This is a genomic window from Rhodococcus sp. KBW08 (genome assembly GCF_003852455.1).
Lineage (GTDB): Bacteria > Actinomycetota > Actinomycetes > Mycobacteriales > Mycobacteriaceae > Rhodococcus_F > Rhodococcus_F baikonurensis.
This window is the reverse complement of sequence record NZ_QAJJ01000018.1, coordinates 387,384-410,985: the sequence shown is the minus strand read 5'-3', so window position 1 is coordinate 410,985 and position 23,602 is coordinate 387,384. Positions and strand designations below refer to the sequence as shown.

At 62.5% G+C, this 23,602-nt stretch carries 21 protein-coding genes and 1 tRNA gene; 7 read left to right on the top strand and 15 right to left on the bottom strand.

Going from position 1 to position 23,602, the window contains the following annotated elements; all coding sequences use genetic code 11:
* Positions 1-43 precede the first annotated feature (43 nt).
* Positions 44-973: an SURF1 family protein gene (locus DBV08_RS25715; protein ID WP_124569293.1), complete on the top strand. Its 930-nt coding sequence runs from the start codon at positions 44-46 to the stop codon at positions 971-973.
* Here the strand turns inward: DBV08_RS25715 and DBV08_RS25710 are convergent.
* From DBV08_RS25710 to DBV08_RS25685, 6 genes are all read right to left on the bottom strand, one after another.
* Complete coding sequence (locus DBV08_RS25710) at positions 914-1,933, bottom strand: cobalamin biosynthesis protein (protein ID WP_124569292.1); 1,020 nt, start codon at positions 1,931-1,933, stop codon at positions 914-916. The two genes, DBV08_RS25715 and DBV08_RS25710, sit on opposite strands and share 60 nt — an antisense overlap.
* A 65-nt stretch (positions 1,934-1,998) precedes the next feature.
* The gene (locus DBV08_RS25705) at positions 1,999-2,223 is read right to left on the bottom strand and encodes a hypothetical protein (protein WP_124569291.1); all 225 of its coding nucleotides are present in this window, start codon (positions 2,221-2,223) and stop codon (positions 1,999-2,001) included.
* Between the two features lie 92 nt (positions 2,224-2,315).
* A tRNA-Val gene (locus DBV08_RS25700) sits at positions 2,316-2,387 on the bottom strand.
* A 32-nt stretch (positions 2,388-2,419) separates the two neighbouring features.
* Positions 2,420-2,884: a peroxiredoxin gene (locus tag DBV08_RS25695; RefSeq protein ID WP_003941619.1), complete on the bottom strand. Its 465-nt coding sequence runs from the start codon at positions 2,882-2,884 to the stop codon at positions 2,420-2,422.
* Positions 2,885-2,919: 35 nt separating this feature from the next.
* The gene (locus DBV08_RS25690) at positions 2,920-3,345 is read right to left on the bottom strand and encodes a DUF3052 domain-containing protein (protein ID WP_003941575.1); all 426 of its coding nucleotides are present in this window, start codon (positions 3,343-3,345) and stop codon (positions 2,920-2,922) included.
* A 177-nt stretch (positions 3,346-3,522) separates the two neighbouring features.
* Positions 3,523-3,915, bottom strand: a complete 393-nt coding sequence (locus tag DBV08_RS25685; protein WP_260395755.1) for a hypothetical protein — start codon at positions 3,913-3,915, stop codon at positions 3,523-3,525.
* A 401-nt stretch (positions 3,916-4,316) separates the two neighbouring features.
* Here DBV08_RS25685 and aceE point away from each other — a divergent pair, with 401 nt between their 5' ends.
* The 6 genes from aceE to DBV08_RS25650 all read left to right on the top strand — a co-directional run bounded on the left by aceE (position 4,317) and on the right by DBV08_RS25650 (position 12,796).
* Positions 4,317-7,172: a pyruvate dehydrogenase (acetyl-transferring), homodimeric type gene (aceE, locus tag DBV08_RS25675; RefSeq protein ID WP_095969802.1), complete on the top strand. Its 2,856-nt coding sequence runs from the start codon at positions 4,317-4,319 to the stop codon at positions 7,170-7,172.
* 99 nt (positions 7,173-7,271) lie between these two features.
* On the top strand, positions 7,272-8,600 hold the full coding sequence (locus tag DBV08_RS25670; protein WP_003941635.1) for a CdaR family transcriptional regulator: 1,329 nt from the start codon (positions 7,272-7,274) through the stop codon (positions 8,598-8,600).
* A gap of 127 nt (positions 8,601-8,727) precedes the next feature.
* Positions 8,728-9,636 carry an ACP S-malonyltransferase gene (locus DBV08_RS25665; RefSeq protein WP_095969801.1) on the top strand — a complete coding sequence of 303 codons (909 nt, stop codon included), beginning with the start codon at positions 8,728-8,730 and terminating at the stop codon, positions 9,634-9,636.
* Positions 9,637-9,720: 84 nt separating this feature from the next.
* Positions 9,721-9,996, top strand: coding sequence for a meromycolate extension acyl carrier protein AcpM (gene acpM / locus DBV08_RS25660; protein ID WP_003941649.1), 276 nt, complete (start codon positions 9,721-9,723; stop codon positions 9,994-9,996).
* A 7-nt stretch (positions 9,997-10,003) separates the two neighbouring features.
* The gene (locus tag DBV08_RS25655) at positions 10,004-11,254 is read left to right on the top strand and encodes a KasA/KasB family beta-ketoacyl-ACP synthase (RefSeq protein WP_003941591.1); all 1,251 of its coding nucleotides are present in this window, start codon (positions 10,004-10,006) and stop codon (positions 11,252-11,254) included.
* 108 nt (positions 11,255-11,362) lie between these two features.
* Positions 11,363-12,796, top strand: a complete 1,434-nt coding sequence (locus tag DBV08_RS25650; protein WP_003941597.1) for an acyl-CoA carboxylase subunit beta — start codon at positions 11,363-11,365, stop codon at positions 12,794-12,796.
* 142 nt (positions 12,797-12,938) lie between these two features.
* Here the strand turns inward: DBV08_RS25650 and DBV08_RS25645 are convergent, their stop codons facing one another.
* From DBV08_RS25645 to DBV08_RS25605, 9 genes are all read right to left on the bottom strand, one after another.
* Positions 12,939-13,448, bottom strand: a complete 510-nt coding sequence (locus tag DBV08_RS25645; RefSeq protein ID WP_003941617.1) for a DUF3145 domain-containing protein — start codon at positions 13,446-13,448, stop codon at positions 12,939-12,941.
* A gap of 128 nt (positions 13,449-13,576) precedes the next feature.
* The gene (locus DBV08_RS25640) at positions 13,577-14,416 is read right to left on the bottom strand and encodes a serine hydrolase (RefSeq protein WP_124569289.1); all 840 of its coding nucleotides are present in this window, start codon (positions 14,414-14,416) and stop codon (positions 13,577-13,579) included.
* A gap of 38 nt (positions 14,417-14,454) precedes the next feature.
* Complete coding sequence (locus DBV08_RS25635) at positions 14,455-15,582, bottom strand: NDMA-dependent alcohol dehydrogenase (protein ID WP_019748970.1); 1,128 nt, start codon at positions 15,580-15,582, stop codon at positions 14,455-14,457.
* A gap of 341 nt (positions 15,583-15,923) precedes the next feature.
* Positions 15,924-17,219 carry an HNH endonuclease signature motif containing protein gene (locus tag DBV08_RS25630; RefSeq protein ID WP_095969799.1) on the bottom strand — a complete coding sequence of 432 codons (1,296 nt, stop codon included), beginning with the start codon at positions 17,217-17,219 and terminating at the stop codon, positions 15,924-15,926.
* 66 nt (positions 17,220-17,285) lie between these two features.
* Positions 17,286-17,960: a response regulator transcription factor gene (locus DBV08_RS25625; RefSeq protein WP_095969798.1), complete on the bottom strand. Its 675-nt coding sequence runs from the start codon at positions 17,958-17,960 to the stop codon at positions 17,286-17,288.
* Complete coding sequence (locus DBV08_RS25620) at positions 17,957-19,159, bottom strand: sensor histidine kinase (protein WP_095969797.1); 1,203 nt, start codon at positions 19,157-19,159, stop codon at positions 17,957-17,959. The genes DBV08_RS25625 and DBV08_RS25620 overlap by 4 nt, the downstream gene beginning before the upstream one ends.
* 18 nt (positions 19,160-19,177) lie before the next feature.
* Entirely contained in the window at positions 19,178-21,394 is a 2,217-nt protein-coding gene (locus DBV08_RS25615; RefSeq protein ID WP_124569288.1) for an MMPL family transporter, read from the bottom strand.
* A gap of 95 nt (positions 21,395-21,489) precedes the next feature.
* Positions 21,490-22,407 carry a carbohydrate kinase gene (locus DBV08_RS25610; protein ID WP_124569287.1) on the bottom strand — a complete coding sequence of 306 codons (918 nt, stop codon included), beginning with the start codon at positions 22,405-22,407 and terminating at the stop codon, positions 21,490-21,492.
* A gap of 95 nt (positions 22,408-22,502) precedes the next feature.
* On the bottom strand, positions 22,503-23,597 hold the full coding sequence (locus DBV08_RS25605; protein ID WP_019748976.1) for an ABC transporter ATP-binding protein: 1,095 nt from the start codon (positions 23,595-23,597) through the stop codon (positions 22,503-22,505).
* Between the last annotated feature and the right edge of the window lie 5 nt (positions 23,598-23,602).

Sequence of the window (23,602 nt, the reverse complement as noted above, 5' to 3'; positions counted from 1 at the left end):
GAGCAAAATTCACTCCCGTTCGGGCAACGGATACCGTGGACGTGTGCGAAGACTGAAATTCCTGTTGCGGCCCGGTTGGTTGGTACTGGCAGCTGTGGTCGGGCTCTTCGCCTACCTGTGCTTCACCGTGCTCGCTCCGTGGCAACTCGGCAAGAACACGAAGACCGAGCATCGCAATGATCTGATCTCGAACTCGATCAACGCGGAGACCGTGCCGATCGGTGACGTCATCACCGATTCGACGATCGCACCGGACGACGAATGGCGAAACATCACCGCGGCAGGTACCTATCTGCCCGACGCCGACATCCTCGTACGACTGCAGTCCATCGAGGGCGCACCGTCGTACGAGATCCTGACGCCTTTCCTTCTGGACGACGGCCGCACGATCCTCGTCAATCGCGGATACGTTCGGCCGATCAACGGCGCCGAGGCACCGCCCATCGCTGCTCCGCCGACCGAGCCGGTCTCTCTCAACGGCCGCGTGCGCCTGTCGGAAGGCACTGCGCCCGGACGAGTTCCGATGTTCGAGGACGGCGCCAAACAGGTCTACTCCATCGACGCACGACCGATCGGCGAGTTCATCGGAACGGACCTGATCGACGCATACATCCAACTCGAACCCGACCAGCCCGGCGGTCTCGGCACGATTCCGCTCCCCCAACTCGATGCAGGCCCGTACCTCTCGTACGGGTTCCAGTGGCTGGCGTTCGGCATCATGGCGCCGCTCGGACTGGCCTACTTCATTCGCGCGGAGTGGCGCGAACGTCGCAAGGAAAAGGCGGCTCAAGCAGCTGTCGACGGCTTCGCAGCGGACGACGCCGCGACCGAGAAGACTCCAGATGCGGCAGCGACCGCACCCCCCGCCGAACCGGCTCGTACCTTCAGCCGTCGCAAGAAGCCGGAACCGGAATCAGTGCCCCTGACGGCGCAGGAAGCCAAACTTGCCGATCGATACGGCAATACCCGCTGACATACCCGCCGACACCACTGCCGCACTGATCTGCACCGCCGACGAAAGCCTCGACGCGCGGCGCAGATCGTTCGGCGTCGGCACGGGCCCGCTGCCGAGGACGGGGCGCATCTCCACCCCGTGTGCGTACTCGGTCCGGCCGCCCAACGAAATGCCCAATGCCCCTGCTGCCGACGCTTCCGCGACGCCCGCATTGGGGCTTGGATGAGCCGCTGCGTCGCGTTTCCACGCTGTCAGCGACTCGCGCACCGAGCCGCCCACCACCGGTGCACACGCAGCCGTCAGCGCGCCGGTCAGCCGAGCCGGGATGATGTTGACCAGGTCGTCGAACCTCGCCGCAGCCCACCCGAATCTGAGGTATTTCTCGGAGCGATAGCCGATCATCGCGTCGAGTGTGTTGACCGCGCGGTAGGCGAACAGACCCGGCACACCCGCAACCGCGCCCCAGAACACTGCGCCGACACTGGCGTCGGAGGTGTTCTCGGCGACCGACTCCAGCGCAGCTCGAGCGAGGCCCTCTTCGCCCAACACCGAGGGATCACGTCCACACAGTGAAGGAAGAAGCTCACGCGCTTTCGTCAGGTCGCCGTCGACCTGTGACGCCTCCAATCGAGCGGCCATGTCGATGCCGGTGCGTGCAAGCGACGTCCCGCCGAGCACGGCCCAGGTGGCTATCGCCGTCGTACCCGTGACGGCCACCCAACCGGCCCGGCGCGAGGCTGCTTCGGCTGCGAGGCCGAGCCCAGCGGCGCCGGCCACGAGCACGGCGACATGAAGTGTTCCAGCCGTGCGTGAGTCTCGGTAGGACATCTTCTGCAGCGCGATAGCTGCGGTTCCGAAGCCGGCAACCGGATGGAACCTCCCCGGATCGGCGAAAGCCCGATCCGCAACGTAGCCGAGGAGAAGCCCGGCAGCTCGCGCATTGAATCGAGATTGGGACGAACGAACCGAAATCTGCACGAGCGTAGTTGTAGCAGCGACGCTCGTTCTCTGGCCAACCGTCACGTGTCTGCCCGAGCTGAGCACTACCGGTCCCAGTCGATCGTCAGATAGATCAAGCGGTGCATTCGGTTGATTTCCCAGACACGGGCAATCCCGGTCGCCAGCGCGTCGCTTTGGGAACGAACCCGGATCGTCTGCCCCGCGAACAACGCAACACTGAGACTGGGCATCTCGGCGATGTGGATGTGCGAACGGGTGGGATGCACGCGCGTCGGGTCGACGGCTACTTCGATCATAGAACTGGACATGCGTCCAGAATGGCGTATTGCGGACAATTCGTTGTCGAAAACGAAAAACCCCGATCTGCATCGACATGCAGATCGGGGTTCGAATTCTTCGGTGGGCGCGGAGGGTTTCGAACCCCCGACCGCTGGTGTGTAAAACCAGAGCTCTACCACTGAGCTACACGCCCGAACTCCCGGTGAGACCCTCACCGGGAGTGCTCTAAGACTCTAGCGCGGCAAGCGCGTTTGCCCAAAGTCCGTGGTCACGAGCTTCTCCGGGGCCGTTCATCTCGGCAAAACGAATGATTCCGTCTTTGTCGATGACGAAGGTGCCACGATTGGCGAAGCCCAACTTGTCGTTGAACACCTCGTACTTCTGAGCGACTTCACCGTGCGGCCAGAAGTCCGACAGCAAGGGAAATGTGTACCCCTGCTCGGCCGACCAGATTTTGTGCGTCGGCGAAGCACCGACAGAAATCGCGAGAATGGCAGTGTCGTCGTTCTCGAACTTCGGAAGCTCGTCACGGACCTTGCAGAGTTCCCCCTGACAAGTCCCGGTGAAGGCCAACGGATAGAAGACCAGCAGAACATTCTTCTTACCGCGGAAATCTGCGAGCGAAACTTCCTGGTTGTTCTGATCCTTCAAGGTGAAATCCGGTGCCTGGGCACCAACTTCGAGAGGCATGTGCGATTCCTTGGGAAAGTGCGGAAAGGACCGGGTCAGCGCTTGTTGGCCGGACGAGCCTTCGGCTGAACCAGTCGACTTCCCGACCAGTCACCGAGGTTGGCTGCCGATGTCTGCGTCAGGCCGGCAGTCGGCGCCGATTCGGCGATCTCGCTGGGCTCGACATGTCCGTCGAGACCGGTCTTGGGAGTGAGAACCCACACGAAGCCTTCGTCGGCGAGGGGCCCGATGGCATCCATCAGGGCGTCCACCAGGTCACCGTCCTCGTCGCGCCACCACAGCAGCACGACGTCGATGACCTCGTCTGAATCCTCGTCGAGCATTTCCCCGCCGATGGTTTCCTCAACCGCGGCACGAATGCCGTCGTCGGTATCCTCATCCCAGCCCAGTTCCTGCACCACCATGTCAGTGGTAATCCCGAGTTTCTGAGCGTAGTTCTGGGCATCCGCCGCGGCGACCACGGTGGGGTCCTCCTTTTGTTGATGGTGTGTGGCGACCCCGCACACCTACCGTTTGACGATCAATTAGGGAAAGCGAACATGGTCTGAGGCGTTAGCGCAAGCCGACCACGCCGAAAACTTTCACCAAAGATCGTCTTCTGACACACGCCGAACCTTACGCCTGCGGATTACCGCAGGTCACAGGGATCCACATTCATCGAAGATCGACTTGCGAATCGAATTGCTCGCATCGCTGATCGAATTGATTTCATCCGCCGAATGATCACTCTCGATGACGACGGCAGATGAACGCAGGTTCGCGGCCAATTCGTCGAACAGTCCGGAAAGTTGCGCCGGAAGTTCACTCGAGACCGAGTCGAACCACGAGGCGGTATCGCGTGCCGACGAAGCAGCGGCGCCGGCTTCAGCCCTCAGATCCGTCTCACCGTGATTTCCGGCGTCGACGTAGGCATTGAACGCGACAACGTCGTTCTTCGATCGAGAGACCGCTTCCTCACAGATCGCGAAAGCCGCCTCCGCCGCATCTGCCGCCGCTTTCGACGAGGACGCCGCGGCCACCGAGACACTCACCTCGGAACGGTATGCAGCCACTTGCGCTTCATTGGGTACCGCCGATCCGGTCACCGCCGCCGAGCACCCCACGATCACTGACAGTCCCACTGCGATCGATCCGATCGAAACCCACGCCCCGACCCTGCCGTAATTGATTTCTTTGTTTATTTTTTCCCACCCCTTCATACGTTCCGATCGATCCCCCAAGCCTGTGACTACGGGGAACCATCACACCCCTGCGTCACGCCGAAAAACGCTACCCGAGAGTAACCAGAGGCGAGGTGTGCCGGACCGACCGGGATGGTGAAAGATGAGGTACGCGCCATATTCACGATGGAAGTGCGTCGGACCTAACAAGGCCTCGATCACCTATGTAAGGACGCCCCACCACGCGTCCCCAAACCAATGAGGAGCACACGTTGTCTGACCTGATCCAGGGTCCCGCGTCCGGGCAGAACGCCGATTCCGGCGCCGCCGGCGAGTCGGGTTCGCCCGCATCGAACACGCCGGGGGGAACCGACGGTCGCGTTCGCGTCATTCGCGAAGGTGTTGCGTCGTACCTGCCGGACATCGATCCGGACGAGACCACCGAATGGCTCGAATCATTCGACGGACTTCTGGATCGATCCGGACCCACGCGTGCCCGCTACCTCATGCTCCGCATGCTCGAACGCGCCGGTGAGAAGCATGTCGCACTCCCCGCGCTCACCTCGACCGACTACGTCAACACGATTCCGACCGAAAACGAGCCGTGGTTCCCCGGCGACGAAGAGGTCGAGCGCCGATACCGCGCCTGGATCCGTTGGAACGCCGCGATCATGGTCCACCGCGCCCAGCGACCGGGCGTCGGCGTCGGCGGTCACATCTCCACCTACGCATCCTCGGCAGCGTTGTACGAGGTCGGCTTCAATCACTTCTTCCGTGGCAAGGACCACCCGGGCGGAGGCGACCACATCTTCATCCAGGGTCACGCCTCCCCCGGCATCTACGCGCGCGCCTTCCTCGAGGGCCGCATCCCCGCGGAACAGCTCGACGGATTCCGCCAGGAGAAGTCGCACGCGGACTTCGGCGGCGCACTGCCGTCCTACCCGCACCCACGGCTGCTTCCCGACTTCTGGGAATTCCCGACGGTTTCGATGGGCCTCGGCCCGATGAACGCCATCTACCAGGCCCGGTTCAACCACTACCTCAACGACCGCGGCATCAAGGACACCACCGATCAGCATGTGTGGGCGTTCCTCGGCGACGGCGAAATGGACGAGCCCGAATCACGCGGCCTCGCTCACGTCGCGGCAACCGAAGGCCTCGACAACCTCACGTTCGTCGTGAACTGCAACCTCCAACGCCTCGACGGCCCGGTCCGCGGCAACGGAAAGATCATCCAGGAACTGGAATCGTTCTTCCGCGGTGCCGGCTGGAACGTCATCAAGGTCGTCTGGGGTCGCGAGTGGGATGCACTGCTGCATGCCGATCGCGACGGCGCACTGGTCAACCTGATGAACGTGACGCCGGACGGTGACTACCAGACGTACAAGGCCAACGACGGCGCGTTCGTACGCGATCACTTCTTCGGACGTGACCCCCGCACCAAGGAACTGGTCAAGGACCTCACCGACCAGGAAATCTGGAACCTCAAGCGTGGTGGCCACGACTACCGCAAGGTCCACGCCGCCTACGCAGCCGCCATGGCACACAAGGGCCAGCCGACGGTCATCCTCGCGCACACCATCAAGGGCTACACCCTCGGCAAGCACTTCGAGGGCCGTAACGCCACACACCAGATGAAGAAGCTGACGCTGGACGATCTCAAGGCGTTCCGCGACATGCAGCACATCCCGATCTCGGACGCCGAGCTCGAGAAGGATCCGTACCTGCCTCCGTACTACCACCCGGGCGCGGACGCTCCCGAGATCAAGTACATGCTCGACCGTCGTAAAGCACTCGGCGGATTCCTGCCGTCCCGTAACACCGACGCTGCTCCGCTCAAGCTCCCCGAGGACAAGACGTACGACGTCATCCGCAAGGGTTCGGGCAAGCAGGAAGTCGCCACCACCATGGCGATCGTGCGCATCCTCAAGGAACTGTTGCGCGACAAGGAGATCGGCAAGCGAATCGTGCCGATCATCCCGGACGAGGCTCGCACCTTCGGTATGGACTCGTGGTTCCCGTCACTGAAGATCTACAACCGCAACGGACAGCTCTACACCTCCGTCGACGCCGAACTCATGCTCGCCTACAAGGAGAGCCCGATCGGCCAGATCCTGCACGAGGGCATCAACGAGGCAGGTTCGACGGCTTCGTTCACCGCAGTCGGCACGTCGTACGCCACCCACGGCGAACCGATGATTCCGCTGTACATCTTCTACTCGATGTTCGGTTTCCAGCGCACCGGCGACGGCCTGTGGGCGGCCGCCGACCAGATGGCTCGCGGATTCGTTCTCGGCGCGACCGCCGGTCGTACCACCCTGACCGGCGAAGGTCTCCAGCACGCCGACGGACACTCGCTGCTGCTGGCATCGACCAACCCGGCCGCTGTCACGTACGACGCCGCGTTCTCGTACGAGTTGGCGCACATCGTCAAGGACGGCTTGCGCCGCATGTACGGCGGCACCGAGGGCGTCGACGGTTTCGGTGGCGAGAACATCTTCTACTACCTGACCATCTACAACGAGCCGTACGTTCAGCCGGCCGAGCCCGAAGGCCTCGACGTGGAGGGCTTGCTCAAGGGCATCTACCTCTACAAGACGTCCGAAGCAACCGGCCCGAAGGCACAGATCCTCGTCTCCGGTGTCGCGATGCCCGAGGGTCTGCGTGCGCAGAAGCTGCTCGCCGACGAATGGGGCGTTTCGGCCGACGTCTGGTCGGTCACGTCCTGGGGTGAGCTGCGCCGCGAAGGCGTCGAGTGTGAACGTCAGGCCCTGCTCAATCCGTCCGAGGATGCTCCCGTTCCCTTCGTCACCACGGCGTTGTCCTCGGCGCAGGGCCCTGTCGTCGCGGCTTCGGACTGGATGCGGGCGGTCTCGGATCAGATTCGTCAGTGGGTTCCCGGCGACTACACGACGCTGGGCACGGACGGGTTCGGGTTCTCCGACACACGTACTGCCGCGCGTCGCTACTTCAACGTCGATGCCGAGTCCATCGTCGTCGCGGTGCTCATCGGTTTGGCGAAGGAAGGATCGATCGAGCGGTCGAAGGCCGTCGAAGCAGCGAGCCGATACCGCATCGACGACGTGAATGCCGCTCCCGAGCAGACCGGGGACACCGGTAGCGCTTAAGCCGTAGCGCACCGGTCCGCGCGATCGAAAACAGACCTACGCCCATCGCCGCGGGTGTCATCTCGACATCCGCTGCGGCGATGGGCGTAGGTTTTTCTCATGCCCGAACCTGATCCCGAGAAACCCGAAGAGGGCGTACGCCGCACTCGACCACAGTCGTCCGGGTTGCAGGCTGTCCTCGCCCGCCGTCGTCAGGTTCGCGATCCACTTCCCGAGGCCTTGCTCCGCCGCGTCAAACAGTTCTCCGGTCGGCTCTCCACCGAGGCCGTGACCGTGATGGAGGAGCAGCTTCCGTTCTTCGACAGTCTCGACGCTTCGCAACGTGCCGACGTTCAGCTCCTGGTGCAGACGTCGGTGGTGAATTTCCTCGAATGGCTGCGGCAACTCGACTCGGAGATCAGCTTCGGATACGAGTCTTTTCCGGTCATCCCTCAGGATCTTGCTCGACAGCTCACGCTGCGCCAGACCGTCGACATGGTCCGGGTGGCGATGGAGTTCTTCGAGAAATGGCTACCGGCTCTCGCCCGCAACGATCAACAGCTGATCGCGCTGACAGAAGCCGTCCTGCGCTACGGGCGTGAACTCGGCTTCGCAGCGGCGACGGTGTACGCAAGCGCCGCCGAATCTCGTGGCGCGCTGGACACGCGACTGGAAGCGCTCGTCGTCGACGCCGTCGTACAGGGAGACACCGGATCGGACATGCTTTCCCGTGCCGCGACGTTGAACTGGGATGCGACGGCTCCGGCCACCGTCATCGTCGGGTCTCCCCCGCCGGACGAGCGCGTCTCGGTTGCCGGCACCGTCCACGCGACTGCCGCCGCGCACGGGCGCGCTGTTCTTGCCGTGGTGCAGGGTCCGCGACTGGTGATGATCGTCAGCGGCGAGCTGAGCAGCAAGACGGAGGGCAGCCAATTCCTTCAGGATCTGCTCATGAGTTTCGCCGACGAGCCGGTGGTGATCGGCCCGACCACGCCCTCGTTGAGCGCCGCGCACTTCAGTGCATCCGAAGCTCTGGCGGGAATCAAGGCCGTCGCCGGGTGGCGCGGCGCACCTCGTCCGGTTTTTGCGACTGAACTACTCCCGGAACGGGCACTACTGGGAGACGCCGCTGCCGTAAAGGCTCTCCGCGATTTCCTGGTCGCACCTTTAGCTGAATCCGGCACAGTCTTGACCGATACTTTAGACAGCTATCTCGACTGTGGAGGTGCGGTTGAGACTTGTGCACGCCTTCTGTTTGTTCATCCAAATACCGTTCGGTACCGCTTGAAGCGGATCGCGGAAGTTACCGGCCGGGATCCGACGAATCCACGCGACGCGTACGTACTACGAATCGCCGCTACCGTGGGCCGATTGACACAAATCGATCTCAAATCGAACAATTCGGTTACTTCAGTCACATCTTTAACATCCGGACAAACAAACCTGTAACCCCGGAGCGTCCAATTTCGATGGCCGAGCGCGACGTGGGATTTTGTGGGAACCCTACAAAACACTTCGCCAGAGTTCATCGCGACCGACATCTCGCAGGTCACTCGCGGCGGTGTTCTCTTAATAAGTGATTTCGTTGCTCGCCCCGGGACAGGGCTCTCAGACACCCGGCATGCTCAGCCCCTGGCTGGCACTGCCCGGAGCGCAAGACCGCCTCGAAGTGTGGTCGAAGGCAGCCGGCCTGGACCTCGTGCGACTCGGCACGACCGCGACTGCCGAAGAAATCACCGACACCTCGGTAACCCAGCCCCTCGTCGTTGCCGCTGCTCTGCTGGCATATGAGGAAATCGAATCACGTGGGCTCCTCGGCGCCGACGTCATCGCTGCCGGCCATTCGGTGGGTGAACTTGCCGCTGCTGCGGTCGCCGGTGTCATTTCCGCCGACGACGCCGTCGCGCTTGCCGCCCTCCGCGGCGCCGAGATGGCCAAGGCCTGTGCGCTCGAGCCCACCGGCATGTCAGCCGTTCTCGGTGGCGACGAAGCCGAAGTGCTCGCACGACTCGAAGAACTCGGATTGGAACCGGCCAACCGCAATGCGGCCGGCCAGATCGTGGCTGCCGGACTGCTCACCGCGCTCGAAGAACTCGCAGCAAACGCACCTGAGAAGGCCCGCGTCCGCGCACTGCCCGTCGCCGGCGCTTTCCACACCCGCTTCATGGCACCTGCCCAGGATGCCGTCGCAGCTGCTGCCGCCAAGATCACCCCGTCCGATCCGACGCGCACGCTGCTTTCCAACTCCGACGGCGCACCCGTTTCCTCGGGTGCCGACGCCCTCACCAAACTTGCCGCGCAGGTAACAAGCCCGGTTCGTTGGGACCTCTGCTCCGCGTCGTTGCGGACAGCCGAAGTCACCGCGATCGTGGAACTCCCGCCGGCCGGAACCCTCGTCGGAATTGCCAAGCGCGAAATGCGTGGCACACCGACGGTGGCCCTCAAGAACCCGGAGGATATCTCCGCACTGTCCGAGCTGACCTAGCTCGGGCGCCCACCCGGCCGATCAGCCCGAACGACGGCCGGACGTTTCACCCCACCTCAATCGATCAAGAAGGGAGCCACACCAGTGGCCCACACTCAGGAAGAAATCATCGCGGAACTCGGCCAGATCGTGGAGGAGGTCACCGGTATCGAGCCTTCCGAGGTCACCGTTGACAAGTCCTTCGTGGACGACCTCGATATCGACTCCCTGTCCATGGTCGAGATCGCTGTTCAGACCGAAGACAAGTACGGCGTGAAGGTCCCCGACGAGGATCTCGCAGGCCTGCGCACCGTCGGCGACATCGTCGCGTACATCCAGAAGCTCGAAGCCGAAGGCGCCGAAGCCAAGAACGCAGAGTGAGCCGACCGTGACTTCCGCTTCTACCCGCAAAGGGAAATTCCCCGACATCGTCGTCACGAGCCTCGCGACGTCGACCTCGGTGGCTGGTGATGTGGATGGCACGTGGAAGGCGCTACTCGCCGGCGAAAGCGGCATCGGAATCCTCGATGACCCGTTCATCGACGAGTTCGACCTTCCCATTCGCATCGGCGGGCACCTGAAGGTTTCACCGGACGAGGGCTTGTCCCGCGTCGAAATTCGACGGATGAGCTGGGTGGAACGCCTTGCCCTCACGTTGAGTCGCACGGTCTGGAGCAACGCCGGCAGCCCCGAAGTCGATCAGGACCGCCTCGCGGTTGTCATCGGCACCGGACTCGGCGGCGGCGACACGCTCATCGACGCCGTCGACAAGCTCCGTGGCGGCGGATACCGCAAGGTGTCCCCGTTCTCGGTGCAGATGGTCATGCCCAACGGACCAGCCGCAACGGTCGGGCTCGAACTCGGGGCCCGCGGTGGCGTCATCACCCCGGTTTCGGCATGTTCGTCGGGATCCGAGGCAATTGCTCACGCTCACCGCATGCTTGTCATGGGTGACGCGGACATGGTTGTGGCCGGTGGAGTCGAGAGCTTCATCGACGCGGTTCCGATCGCGAGCTTCGCCATGATGCGTGCGATGAGCACCAACAACGACAATCCGGCCGCAGCTTCACGTCCTTTCGACAAGGACCGCGACGGATTTGTCTTCGGCGAAGCCGGCGCACTGATGATCCTCGAAACCGAGGAACATGCAAAGGCACGCGGGGCAACGATTCACGCCCGCCTGCTCGGTTCCGGAATCACTTCGGACGGGTACCACATCGTGGCACCGCATCCGGAAGGCCTGGGCGCGGCGCGAGCCATGACCCGAGCAATCGAGATGGCCGGACTGACGAAGTCCGACATCAAGCACATCAACGCCCACGCCACTGCGACGCCGATCGGTGACATCGCAGAGGCAAAGGCAATCAACGCAGCGGTCGGCAATCACGCTGCGGTGTACGGCCCGAAATCCGCGCTGGGACACTCGATCGGCGCTGTCGGCGCCCTCGAATCAGTCCTGACGGTTCTGGCAGTGCGTGACGGGATCATCCCGCCCACGCTCAACGTTGACAGCCAGGATCCAGAAATCGATCTCGATGTCGTCAAGGGTGAACCCCGAACCGGCTCTTTCGATTTCGCACTGAACAACTCGTTCGGTTTCGGTGGGCACAATGTCGCGCTCGCCTTCGGTCGGGCCTAGCCCGAACCGCGGTTTGCACCTGTCCGCGGGTGTCGTTGCACCACAACGTCACCCGCGGACAACACCGACCTTTCGTTCCACCCAAGGCTCGTACTGAAGGAGGACGCGATGACCATCCTGGCCCCCGTGACAAAGTCCGAATCATCGACAGACCCGCGCGATCCTCTTGCGCGCCTGGAAAATCTGTTCGACCCCGGCACGACAGTGCCGCTCCACGCCCGCGACAAGTCCGGCGTGCTCGCTGCGTCCGGAAACATCGACGGCGTGCGCACCATCGCATACTGCTCCGACGCCACCGTCATGGGCGGCGCCATGGGCGTCGACGGTTGCAAACACCTCGTCAAAGCCATCGATACCGCCATCGAGGAAGAGTCCCCCATCGTGGGCCTCTGGCACTCCGGTGGCGCGCGTCTGGCTGAAGGCGTCGAAGCGCTCCACGCCGTCGGACTTGTCTTCGAGGCCATGGTCCGCGCGTCGGGTCTCATACCTCAAATTTCGGTCGTGCTCGGCTTTGCCGCCGGTGGAGCCGCGTACGGTCCAGCCCTCACCGACGTCGTGATCATGGCGCCGGAAGGCCGAGTGTTCGTCACCGGCCCAGACGTAGTTCGCAGTGTCACCGGCGAACAGGTCGACATGGTGTCACTCGGCGGCCCGGACACACACACCAAGAAGTCGGGTGTCGCGCACATCGCCGCACACGACGAGGCCGACGCATTGCACCGCGCGCGCCGCCTGGTCTCGATGATGTGCGAGCAGGGCGAATTCGATCAGCGGGCAGCGGAACTCGGGGACAGTGATCTGCGCGCCATGATGCCTGCATCCGCAAAACGTGCATACGACGTTCGTCCGATCGTTCACGAAATGCTCGACAACGTCGAAGGTGAGTCGAGTTTCGAAGAACTGCAAGGTAATTACGCCCGGAGCATCGTCACCGGTTTCGGTCGGATGGCCGGACGCACCGTTGGTGTCATCGCGAACAACCCACTGCGACTCGGGGGGTGCCTGAACTCCGAAAGCGCCGAGAAGGCCGCTCGATTCGTGCGACTGTGCAACGCATTCGGCGTGCCGCTCGTGGTCGTCGTCGATGTTCCCGGGTATCTGCCGGGCGTGTCGATGGAGTGGGAAGGCGTGGTTCGGCGCGGAGCGAAGTTGCTTCACGCCTTCGCCGAGGCAACCGTCCCCCGCGTCACCGTCGTCACTCGAAAGATCTACGGCGGCGCCTACATAGCAATGAACTCGCGAGCACTCGGTGCCACGGCCGTATTCGCTTGGCCCAACTCCGAAGTAGCCGTGATGGGCGCGAAGGCCGCGGTCGGCATCCTGCACAAGCGGGCTCTCGCTGCGGCACCGGACGACGAGCGTGAAGCATTGCACGACCGTCTCGCCGCCGAACACGAGGCGATCGCGGGCGGCGTCGACCGCGCGGTTGAAATCGGCGTCGTCGACGAGGAAATCGACCCGGCGAAGACTCGCAGCATCGTGACCGCTGCGCTCGCATCTGCACCATCTGTTCGCGCGCGGCACAAGAACATTCCGCTCTGACAACCCTTGACAGCAAGGTGGGCCTCGCCGATACGGCGGGGCCCACCTTTTGTCATTCAAGTCTTGGTCGTTCAACTCTGTGTCGTTCAACTCTGTGTCGTTCAAGCCGAAAGGTTCACTCCGGGTTCAGGATGGACCTGGATCAGCTGACACGCCTCCGCAGCCAGGTTACTTCTGCACCTTCGCCGGAACTCCGGAAGGGTTCGAGTTCTTCGTCCCACGGTGCGCCTATCGCCCGATCGATTTCCGCGGCGATGTCTCCTCCGGAATTCATGATGGACCGTAGCTTCATCTCCCCGACGACGACATCACCGTTCGCACTGGTGGATCCGCGCCACAAGCCGAGTCCGGGTACATGGCTGTACCGTTCGCCGTCGACGCCATGACTCGGGTCCTCGGTGACCTCGAACCGCAACATCGGCCAGGCGCGTAGCGAATCGACCAGGCGGGCACAGGTTCCGACGGGACCTGTCCAGTCCGTCGTCGCCCGGAGAAGCCCGTCGTAGGCGGGCTGTGAGGTCCATCTGAGCTTGGCAGGGCTGTCCAACGTGGCGGACAGAGCCCAATCCACGTGCGGGCACAGCGCCGCGGGCGACGAGTGGATGTACACCACACCAGTCGTCACGTCCGCGAATTGATTCATTTCGCGCACTCGAGCCTCCTGCTTCGACGAGGGACGTCTTCCCCAACGACCTCTGTCGAGTTCGTGCAGCAGGCTCGATTGAACAGTGTGCCTTGTGTTACCCGTGTTGCGCCAGTGGAAGGAGAGAAATTTGTGCTCTATCGCGAAACTTCACCGATCACGCCATCTGACAATTCAGTCCACAAAGGCTTGGCCCAATCACCGAAGTCGCGATCGGTAAGCACGACGCACGCAGTATCGATCGTGGGATCGACCCACAGGAAGGTCCCGGACTGGCCGAAATGACCGAAGGTTGCGGCCGAGTTCGCGAGCCCCGTCCAGTGCGGACGCTTGTCGCCGCGAATTTCGAATCCGAGTCCCCAGTCGTTGGGGCGCTGAGAGCCGTAACCCGGAAGAATTCCGTTGAGCCCCGGGAACTGCACGGTTGTCGCCTCTGCGAACGTCTGCGTCGAGATCAGCGTCGGCGAGAGCAGTTCGGCCGCGAACTTGGCCAAGTCGTCTGCCGATGCCTGCGCACCGTGGCCGGCCGGACCGACAAGAGCCGCGCTGGTCATCCCCAACGGCGCGAACACCGCCTCGGCCAGGTAATCGGCAAACTCGATCTCGGTCTCCCGGGAAACCAACTCGGCAAGAACTTCGAAACCCGCACTCGAATAAATCCGCTTCGACGCCACCGGCGCCTGAACGACACGTTCGGCGAATGCCAACCCCGAGGCATGCGCGAGGAGGTGACGAACGGTCGACCCCTCGGGCCCGGCCGGCCCATCCAGCTCGACCGCCCCTTCCTCCACTGCCACGAGAATCGCGTAGGCGCACAACAGTTTTGTCACCGAAGCCAGGGGGAAAACGTGCGACTGGTCGCCGCTTAAACCACGAACGCGGTCGCCCTCTACCGGATTCTTCCCGGAGAGGACGACCGCTGCCGCGTTGTCGACCGGCCACTGCTGGATTACGTCGAGACTGTGAGTACTGGGCACCCGATCAGACTACTGGCACAAGAGTTGCGAGCTTCCGATCACCAGTCAGCTTCGGTGTAGCGGATGACGCCGCGGATGTTCTTGCCATCCAACATGTCCTGGTAGCCGTCGTTCACGCCTTCGAGCGTGTAGGTCCGAGTGACCATGTCGTCGAGGTTCAGCTTGCCCGCCTTGTACATCGCGAGAAGGTTCGGGACGTCCTGGCGAGCGTTGCCACCACCGAAGATGTTGCCCTGAAGATCCTTCTGAAGCATCGACATCAGGAACAGGTTCAGCTTCACATCCATGTCCGTCAGATGCCCCATTGCGGTGACAACACAACGGCCAGCCTTGGCCGTCAGAATCATCGCTTCTTCGACGTACTCACCCTTCATTTCGCCGACGGTGATGATCGTCTTCTGCGCCATGCGTCCATACGTAGCGTCGATGATCGGCTGAATGGCCGCGGCGGCGCTTTCGAAAGCATGCGTTGCACCGAACTTCAGAGCCTGCTCACGCTTCCACGGCACCGGGTCGATGGCAAAGATGTACCGAGCACCCGAGGCAACTGCACCCTGCAGGGCACTGATACCGACGCCGCCGACACCCATGATCACCACGTCTTCGCCCGGCTTCACATCGGCGATGTGGGTTGCCGATCCCCAACCGGTGGGAACACCGCAACCGACGAGTGCGGCAACCTCGAACGGGATGTCCTTGTCGATCTTCACCACTGACGACTGGTTCACGACCATGTAGGGCGAGAACGTCCCTAGCAGGCACATCGGGATCACGTTTTCGCCGCGAGCCTGGATCCGGTACGTGCCGTCGCTGATGGCCTGGCCGCTGAGGAGGCCCATCCCGAGGTCACACAGATTCTGATGTCCGGCCGAACACGCCGGACAGGTTCCACAAGCCGGAATGAAGGACAGAACGACGTGGTCGCCGACCTCCAGGCCCTTGACCTCCGGGCCGAGCTTGGTGATGACGCCCGAACCCTCGTGCCCGCCCATGACGGGGAACGACGGCATCGGAGTCGCGCCGGTGACGATGTGGTGATCGGAGTGGCACATTCCGGCCGCTTCCATGCGAATTTGAACTTCGCCGGCTACCGGTTCGCCGATCTCGATCTCCTCGACGGACCACTTTTCGTTGAGGCCCCACAGGATTGCACCCTTGGTCTTCACGTCACTTCACCCTTTCATTCGCACACCCGCATCTATCTCTGTGACCATAGCCACAAATCCGCGAAATTGGAACGTGTTCTAACGAAAGATTTTGCACTGCAGGTCAGACGTCCAAATGACCTGGCACAATCGGCGCGGCGAGCACGAAAATAACGACCCACTGAGTGGGACAACGGCACTGTCTCTCCCCGAAAGCACGGCACCTCTGAAAGCACGGCACCCCGGAAAGCACAGCCCCACTGAAAGCAATCCCCAACGAAGGCACGCTCCCTGGGCTCCGCCTCCAACAGATAAGTCGGACGCGGAGCCTGGCCGTGTTCTGTTGTGCCTGAGGTTCGTCCTCAGGTTGTGAAGGTGGTGTTCGCCGGCCGCGGGTGCCGCTGCGGATCGATCGAGGGCGGCGGGATGAACCAGGGCTTGTTGTCGACGCCGATCCGGATCTCCCACTTGCCGACGAACCCGGATTTTCGGTGCATCAACCGATGATGCGAACGGCACAGCAAGACCAGGTTGTTCATCACCGTCGGGCCGCCATTGGCCCAGTGCCGGAAATGGTGCGCATCCGTCCACGCCGGCACACACGTACAGCCGGGGAACGCGCAGCCTTTATCTCTCGCGATCAGCGCGACGCGTTGTTCGGCGGTGACCAACCGTTTCCCTGGTTTCGCATCCAACGGCGCGCCATGATCGTCCAGCAGAACAGTGGACAGGAAACAATCACACCCGAGAAGCCTGGTCTGCGACACCGACAGTGGTCCGAGCCAGGGCATGTGCCCGACATCGAGATCCGACACAGACCCACCATCAGTGGGTGTCGTGGCGCAGTCGCGGTGCTCGGCGAGATCCCGGGCGTTGATGTGCACGTTCACGTGCGGGCGCTGACCACCATCCATACCGGTGTTGGCGCAGTCCAGATACCGGCGGATCAGTTCGGTGAACCCGTCCGCGGTCCGCTTCGCCGCCGACCGAGCATCCGGGGTTCCATCGGGTGCCGGGGTGGGCATCGTCAGATTCGACAACGCCGACAGCAGCATTTCGCCGGCGAGGGCATCGAAATCCCCACGCACCACCACCCGACCATTCAACGTCGACGCGATCCGGAGTTCGTTGCGGTCGACGTCTTCGGCTGGCGGAATCTCATCGGACTCGAACAACCGCTCCAACGTCGCAATGACGTTCCGCACCTTCGTCGTCGTCGCCTCCACACCCGACGCGGCAGCCAACAACAAATCGATACAGCGAGGCATCGCCTCGTCCGGCATCCCCTTCGGCAGCGATTCACAAAACGCCACGATCAACACGGCGTGCTCGAACGAACAATCCCCGCAATCGAACCGAGCCGCCACTGCCGGAAACGGCCGCAACGCCGCACCCAGGGCGGCGATCTTCCTCCCGTCCCGCACCTGCAGCATCGTGTTCGACGCCAACCACGCACCCACCCCGCGGCTCGCGATCACCTGATCATCCGGGCGCAACGACAACTCGTCGACCACCGCCACCCGAACAGCTTCCAGACGCAGAATCTCCGCGCTCGCCGACACCGCAGCAGCACGTAACTCAGCAGCCGACAACCGCCACAGACGTCCGCGTAACCCCACCGCAGAACCCGACACCACATCCGACAACAGAACACTCATTGAACCCCCCGATCCCCCTGAAACACAGGGTACTCGAACACCCGTTCGAGTCAAGAGTTTCTCGAGTCAATCCACCGAACGTCCCGGAACGACCAAACCGCATTGATAGGCCAGAACCACCAGTTGCGCGCGGTCACGGACATCCAGTTTCGTCATCGCCCGGTTCACGTGCGTTTTTGCGGTGACAGCGCTGATCACCAACTCCGCGGCGATTTCGTCGTTGGACATCCCCAGGGCAACGAGAGTTACCACTTCGAGTTCACGTGGGGTCAATTGACCGAAAATCCCAGACGTCGAGTCGGCCCGCGACGGAGTGGAAAGGAATCGAGAAATCAACGCACTGGTCGCAATCGGCGACAACAAGGAGTTCCCACTCGCGACCGTCCGCACGGCATCGAGCAGGTCTTCAGCCCGGATTCCTTTGCCGATGAACCCGCTGGCTCCCGCCCGAATTGCCTGTGCCACATGCTCGTCCACTTCGAAGGTCGTCAGGATCAACACATGTACGTCGGAGAGATCCGGATGATCGGCAATCATTGCCGTTGCTTCGACGCCGCTGGTGCCCGGCATGCGAATGTCCATCAGTACGACGTCGGGTCGGTGCGCGAGCGCCGCCTGGAATGCCTGCTCTCCGTCTGCTGCCTCGGCGACCACCTCCATGTCGTCTTCCGAACCGATCAGCAGCGCAAGCGTTTGACGGAAGAGTGCCTGATCGTCTGCCACCACCACCCGAATACTCACGACTCCTCACGCTCCGAACCGCTTGACACCGAGACAAGCGGTAGTTGGGCGTCCACACGAAATCCCCCGTCCGCGCGGAATCCTGCCGAAACCTCGCCTCCCATCGCTTGCGCCCTCTCCTTCATTCCCAGCAGTCCGTACCCGGGTGGCGAAGTCGAAGGCACTGCCGTTCCGGCGTTTTCGACCGTCAGGACCAGAACCTCGGCTTCGTACGACAACGTCACAGTGACGGCACCGGGCAGCGCGTGCTTGCTCGCATTCACGAGTGCTTCCTGGATGATTCGGTACGCCGTGAGGTCTACCGCAGGCCCGAGAGGGCGCAGCGAACCCACAGCGCGCACGTCGATTTCCATTCCTGCACTGACGAATTGATCCACCAGCGCCGGTAGATCCGACAGCCCTGGGGCCGGCTTCATCGAGCGATCGCTGTCCTGAGCATCACGGAGAACTCCAACCGTAGCCCGAATTTCGTCGAGTGCCGCCTTGGACGTTTCCTCCACGCCGCGTAGTGCAGTCGTCGCCTTCTCCGGGTCTTTCCCGATCAAGTGCGACGCGACCCCGACTTGCAGGTTGACCAAGGCAATGTGGTGCGCGACAACATCGTGCAGGTCCCGCGCAATCCGCATCCTTTCTTCCACGACACGATGTCGAGCCTCGTCCTCGCGCATTCTTTCCGCTTGCACCGCGCGCGCCTCGACGGACTCCAGATAGGCGCGGCGAGAACGGACCTCGGCGCCGGCAAAACTCGCCATCAACAACCAAGCCAACAGCCCCAGGGCCTCCTGCAGGAGATTGTTCCCGACTCCCAGGAAGATCGTGACGAGCATCAGCGAGCTGACGGTGCTCGCCGCTGCGAAAAAGGTCCTCCGGCGGTCACTCGTGCTGGCAACGTAATAGAGGCACACCATCGCTGCGGAACCTGTACCGGCATTCGGCGGCGCTGACAGTGCAATCATCAACACGCCGAGGAGTACTGCCACCGCCAGCGCCGAGAACGGATAGCGCCTGCGGAACACGATGGTTGCCGCTGCGATCGCTGTTACAAGGACTCCTACAACTGTTACTTCGCGGGTGTCATTGCCATCGAGCGCGATGCGGTGCGCCGTCCACGTGGCAAGGAGCACGAGAATCGTCAGTGCCAAGTCGATGGTGCGCGGGTGTTCCGCACACCATCGACCCCACGTCGATGTCGAAGTCATCGATCTACCGTATCCGGGTCACACCGACAGCTTGTCGCTCGTGGGCTCACTGGATTCCCTCGAATCAGCGAGCAGCGCAGTCAACTGCTCCCCCTCGACATCCACGTTCGGGACCAACCGGTCCAGCCAAGCGGGGAACCACCATGCCTTCGAGCCCAACAGCGACATGACGGCGGGCACGACGGTCATACGAATCACGAAGGCGTCGAACAGAACCGCGAACGAGAGCCCGAGTCCGATCTGCATGATGAAGGCGTCGCCACCGAAGATGAAACCTGCGAAAACGGCGATCATGATCAGCGCGGCGGCCGTGACCACTCGGGCGCCCTGGTCGAAGCCCTTCACGACTGCTTCGTCTGGTCCGTCACCGTGGACGAACGCTTCACGCATTCTGGTCACCAGGAACACCTGGTAGTCCATCGCCAACCCGAAGACGATGCCGATCATGAAGATGGGCAACATCGCGACAACTGACCCGGTTTGACCTTCGATTCCGAGAATGCCGGCGAACCAGCCCCACTGGAAGATGGCAACCAGCACACCGAACGTCGCGCCGATGGAGAGCAGAAATCCGAGAGTTGCCTTGAGCGGTACCAAGATCGAGCGGAACACCAACATGAGGAGAACGAAGGCGAGGCCGACGACCAATGCGAGGTAGGGAACGAGGGCATCGGCAAGACGGTCCGATACGTCGATCGTCAACGCTGTCTGCCCGGTGACCGACATCGTGGCCCCGGTCTCGTCGGTCAGCGATCCGGCAACCTCACGTATATCTGCGACGAGCGCCTTTGTTGCCTCGGTTTCGGGGCCGCTCGACGGAACCACCGTGATGACTGCTGTGTCACCGGCCTGATTGAGTGCCGGCGGCGTCACTGCTGCTATGTCGGGCAGAGCACCGAGTTTTTCCTGGGCCCCACTCAATGCCGATGCCGGATCCGCAGCGTCGGCAACGTCGACGACCACCATGAGTGGACCACTGAACCCGGCACCGAATCCCTCGGAAAGTCGGTCGGTGGCTCGGGCCGCAGTGGTATCGGGGACAGGTGGGCTCGCCAGGCTCAGGTTGATGCCGAAGGTGGGGATCGCCAGCAATCCCAGCCCGAGGACCGACGCGAGCAAAACCGGAACTCGACGCCGGATCACGAACTTGGCCCATCGCGATCCTGCGCCCTCTTTCGTTTTGCGATGCGTCAACTGCCCACCGGATGCAAGCAATCGACGGTCGGAGCGACTCAGAACGTGCGATCCTGCAAAACCCAGCGTGGCCGGTAGCAGAGTCAGTGAAATGACCACTGCAACAGCAACTGCGAACGCTGCAGCCAGACCCATGCTCGTCAGGAACGGGATATTCACGACGAACAATCCCGCCAAGGCGATGAGCACGGTCAATCCCGCGAACACTACTGCCGAACCCGCTGTCCCGGCTGCACGGCCCGCTGCGATTTCGGGATCGTGCCCGTCACGTAGTTCCGCGCGGTAACGCGAGACGATGAACAGCGAGTAGTCGATCGCTACTGCCAACCCCAGCATCATTGCCAGGACGGTTGTGCTCGAACCCAATTCGATGAAGCCCGTTGCGATGGTGATCGTGCAGATCGCGATACCGATACCGATGAGCGCGCTGATCAACGGAAGCCCTGCCGCCACCAACGAACCGAAGGTGACCGTCAGCACCACCGCGGCGATCGCGACTCCGATCACCTCTCCCATGGATTCGGCGCTGCTTTCCATCAGCACGTTGCCGGCAACATCGACTGCCAGTCCTGAATCCGAGGCGTCATGGACAGCAGACTCGAGAAGTTCCTTCGAACTGTCCGGCAAGTCCATCGAGTCGGCAGTATAGGAGACCTGCATGTATCCGATCGTCCCAGTCGGCGACACACCGCCGGAGGCATACGGATCCGACACCGCTGCAACCTCGGGGTCCTTCCCGAGCGCAGAGACCAATTCACCGACGGATCGTTGAATGGCCGGATCGGCGAGCGTTGTGCCCGCGGGAGATTCGAAGACGATGCGAGCACTGGCTCCACCAGTGGACGATTCCGGGAACCGTTCAGCCAGAAGGTCTTGCGCAGCTTGCGATTCGGTTCCCGGAATCGACAATGTATTGACGGTCGGGCCGGACAGCGTTGCTGCGCCTACTCCACCCGCCACCAGCAGGACGACCCAGAAGCCCACCATTGCCCAGCGGCGACGAAACGCGAATCGCGAGAGTTTGTACAGGAATATCGACATGCGTATCACTGTGCCGATACACGGGCCCGTCGCACATCGTGCACAGGTAGGCAGTTCGACGTACTGCGCTCGCAGTAGGGCGGTGGTCCCCAGGGCTAGACGGGCAGGCCCAACTCCCTTGACCACGGCGGATCCGCCCCGGGTCGTGACACGGTAACGGCTGCCGCACGTGCCGCAAAGGTCAATGCGGCCGACCAATCTGCCTCGGAGAACCCACGCACAACGGCGGCGTCGAGTGCGTCGTGACGATCGAGATAGGCCAACAGGGCTCCGTGTACCGTATCGCCCGCACCGATCGTGTCCGCGACGTCGACCGCGGGCGCCGGAACCGAAACATCGAGTTCCTTGGTGATCAACCTCAATCCATCGCCGCCACGGGTGAGTAGGACGGCGCCGACGCCTTCGTCGAGCCACTCGGCGCCGTCGACCGAACCCAACCACTTCGCGTCGTCGTCGCTCACTTTGAGAATATCGATGGCGGGCAACCACGATCGAAACCGTCGTCGATATGCGTCCGGGTCGGAGATCACCGCCGGACGAATGTTGGGGTCCACCATGGTGAGTCGACCGCGAGAGTGCGCTTCGTGCAGCATCGCTTCGTAAGCGGAGGCCCCGGGCTCGAGCACCAGCGACAGCGTCCCGAACGAGAACGCCCGAGCAGAGGGAAGTTTCGGCAGCGCGAACTGTCGATCCGCCGTTCCCTCGAGGTAGAAGGAATACCGCGCACCTCCGTCCGCTGCAAGGTTCACGACGGCCAGAGTTGTCGGCTCTGGCCCACGCTCGACTCCGGTTGTGTCGACATTCGACGCGGCCAGCGAGTCGATCATCCGATCTCCGAACGCGTCGAGGGACAAGCGCGAGACGAATCCCACGTCGGATCCCAGTCGCCCCAGTGCGATCGCAACGTTGAACGGTCCACCGCCCAACTTAGGTGAGAAGTTCTCCCCCACCGGAACCAGATCGACCAGTCCCTCACCACACACCACGACGGATCGTTCGCGTGTATCACTCATCGGTAGACCCTAACCTTCTCACCAGTCGAAGATGGATGTGACCTGCTCGGCACGAACGAGTTCGGGTGCCGAGCAGGTCACGATTGTGGTGGGATTCAGCTACCCACGCGCTCACCCGTAGTCGGGTCGAAGAGGTGAACAGGACCGTCCACCCGCTCGAAGCCCAGCGTCTGGCCGTACTGCAACTTCGATCGCCCGCCGGTGCGGGCAACGAGCGAAATCGGGTCGGCTTCGGTACCAGGCACGTGTGCGTAGATGTACGACTCGTTACCCAGTTCCTCTACCAGGTCGATCTGAGCTGCGATTCCGTCTCCGGCAGCGACCACCTGGAATTGCTCGGGCCGAATTCCCACTGTGACCGAGGCCAGACCGGCCGCGGCGATTGCCGCCATCTGCTCGCGGTCCAGCGGAACCTCGACGTCACCGAAACGCACCCCACCCGAACTGACCGGCGCCGTTACCAAGTTCATCCCTGGAGATCCGATGAAGCCTGCAACAAAAGCATTGGCCGGACGATCGTAAAGTTCTGTGGGAGAAGCGAATTGTTGCAACTTCCCGCCCTTGAGCACTGCCACGCGGTCACCCATCGTCATCGCTTCCACCTGATCGTGCGTGACGTAGACGGTGGTGGTTCCGAGACGACGCTGCAACGCCGCGATCTGCGTTCGGGTCTGCACGCGTAGCTTTGCGTCGAGGTTGGAGAGCGGCTCGTCCATGCAGAACACCTGTGGTTCGCGAACGATGGCGCGGCCCATGGCAACTCGTTGCCGTTGACCACCGGAAAGCTTGGCCGGCTTGCGGTCGAGATACTCCGTCAGGTCAAGCAGTTTGGCCGCTTCGGCAACTTTCTTCTTACGCTCCTCGACGGGCACACCGCGCATCTTCAACGCGAACCCCATGTTTTCGCCGACGGTTTTGTTGGGGTACAGCGCGTAGTTCTGAAAGACCATTGCGATGTCGCGATCCTTCGACGGGACATCGGTCATGTCCTTGCCGTTAATGGTGATCGCCCCGGAATCGATGTCCTCGAGCCCTGCCAACATCCGCAAGGCCGTGGACTTTCCGGAACCTGACGGACCGACGAGCACGATGAACTCGCCGTCCTTGATATCAAGATCGAGTGAATCGACAGCGAGGGTCCCAGCACCTTCGTAGATGCAAGACGCTTTCTGGTACGAGATTTCAGCCATGACGA

What these genes read in the sequence shown, in the direction of transcription:
- DBV08_RS25650 (WP_003941597.1), top strand. Translation starts at nt 11,363, where the DNA reads ATGACCATCCTGGCCCCCGTGACAAAGTCCGAATCATCGACAGACCCG.
- DBV08_RS25705 (WP_124569291.1), bottom strand. Translation starts at nt 2,223, where the DNA reads ATGTCCAGTTCTATGATCGAAGTAGCCGTCGACCCGACGCGCGTGCAT.
- DBV08_RS25630 (WP_095969799.1), bottom strand. Translation starts at nt 17,219, where the DNA reads ATGAGTGTTCTGTTGTCGGATGTGGTGTCGGGTTCTGCGGTGGGGTTA.
- DBV08_RS25620 (WP_095969797.1), bottom strand. Translation starts at nt 19,159, where the DNA reads ATGACTTCGACATCGACGTGGGGTCGATGGTGTGCGGAACACCCGCGC.
- DBV08_RS25695 (WP_003941619.1), bottom strand. Translation starts at nt 2,884, where the DNA reads ATGCCTCTCGAAGTTGGTGCCCAGGCACCGGATTTCACCTTGAAGGAT.
- DBV08_RS25610 (WP_124569287.1), bottom strand. Translation starts at nt 22,407, where the DNA reads ATGAGTGATACACGCGAACGATCCGTCGTGGTGTGTGGTGAGGGACTG.
- DBV08_RS25670 (WP_003941635.1), top strand. Translation starts at nt 7,272, where the DNA reads ATGCCCGAACCTGATCCCGAGAAACCCGAAGAGGGCGTACGCCGCACT.
- DBV08_RS25605 (WP_019748976.1), bottom strand. Translation starts at nt 23,597, where the DNA reads ATGGCTGAAATCTCGTACCAGAAAGCGTCTTGCATCTACGAAGGTGCT.
- DBV08_RS25615 (WP_124569288.1), bottom strand. Translation starts at nt 21,394, where the DNA reads ATGTCGATATTCCTGTACAAACTCTCGCGATTCGCGTTTCGTCGCCGC.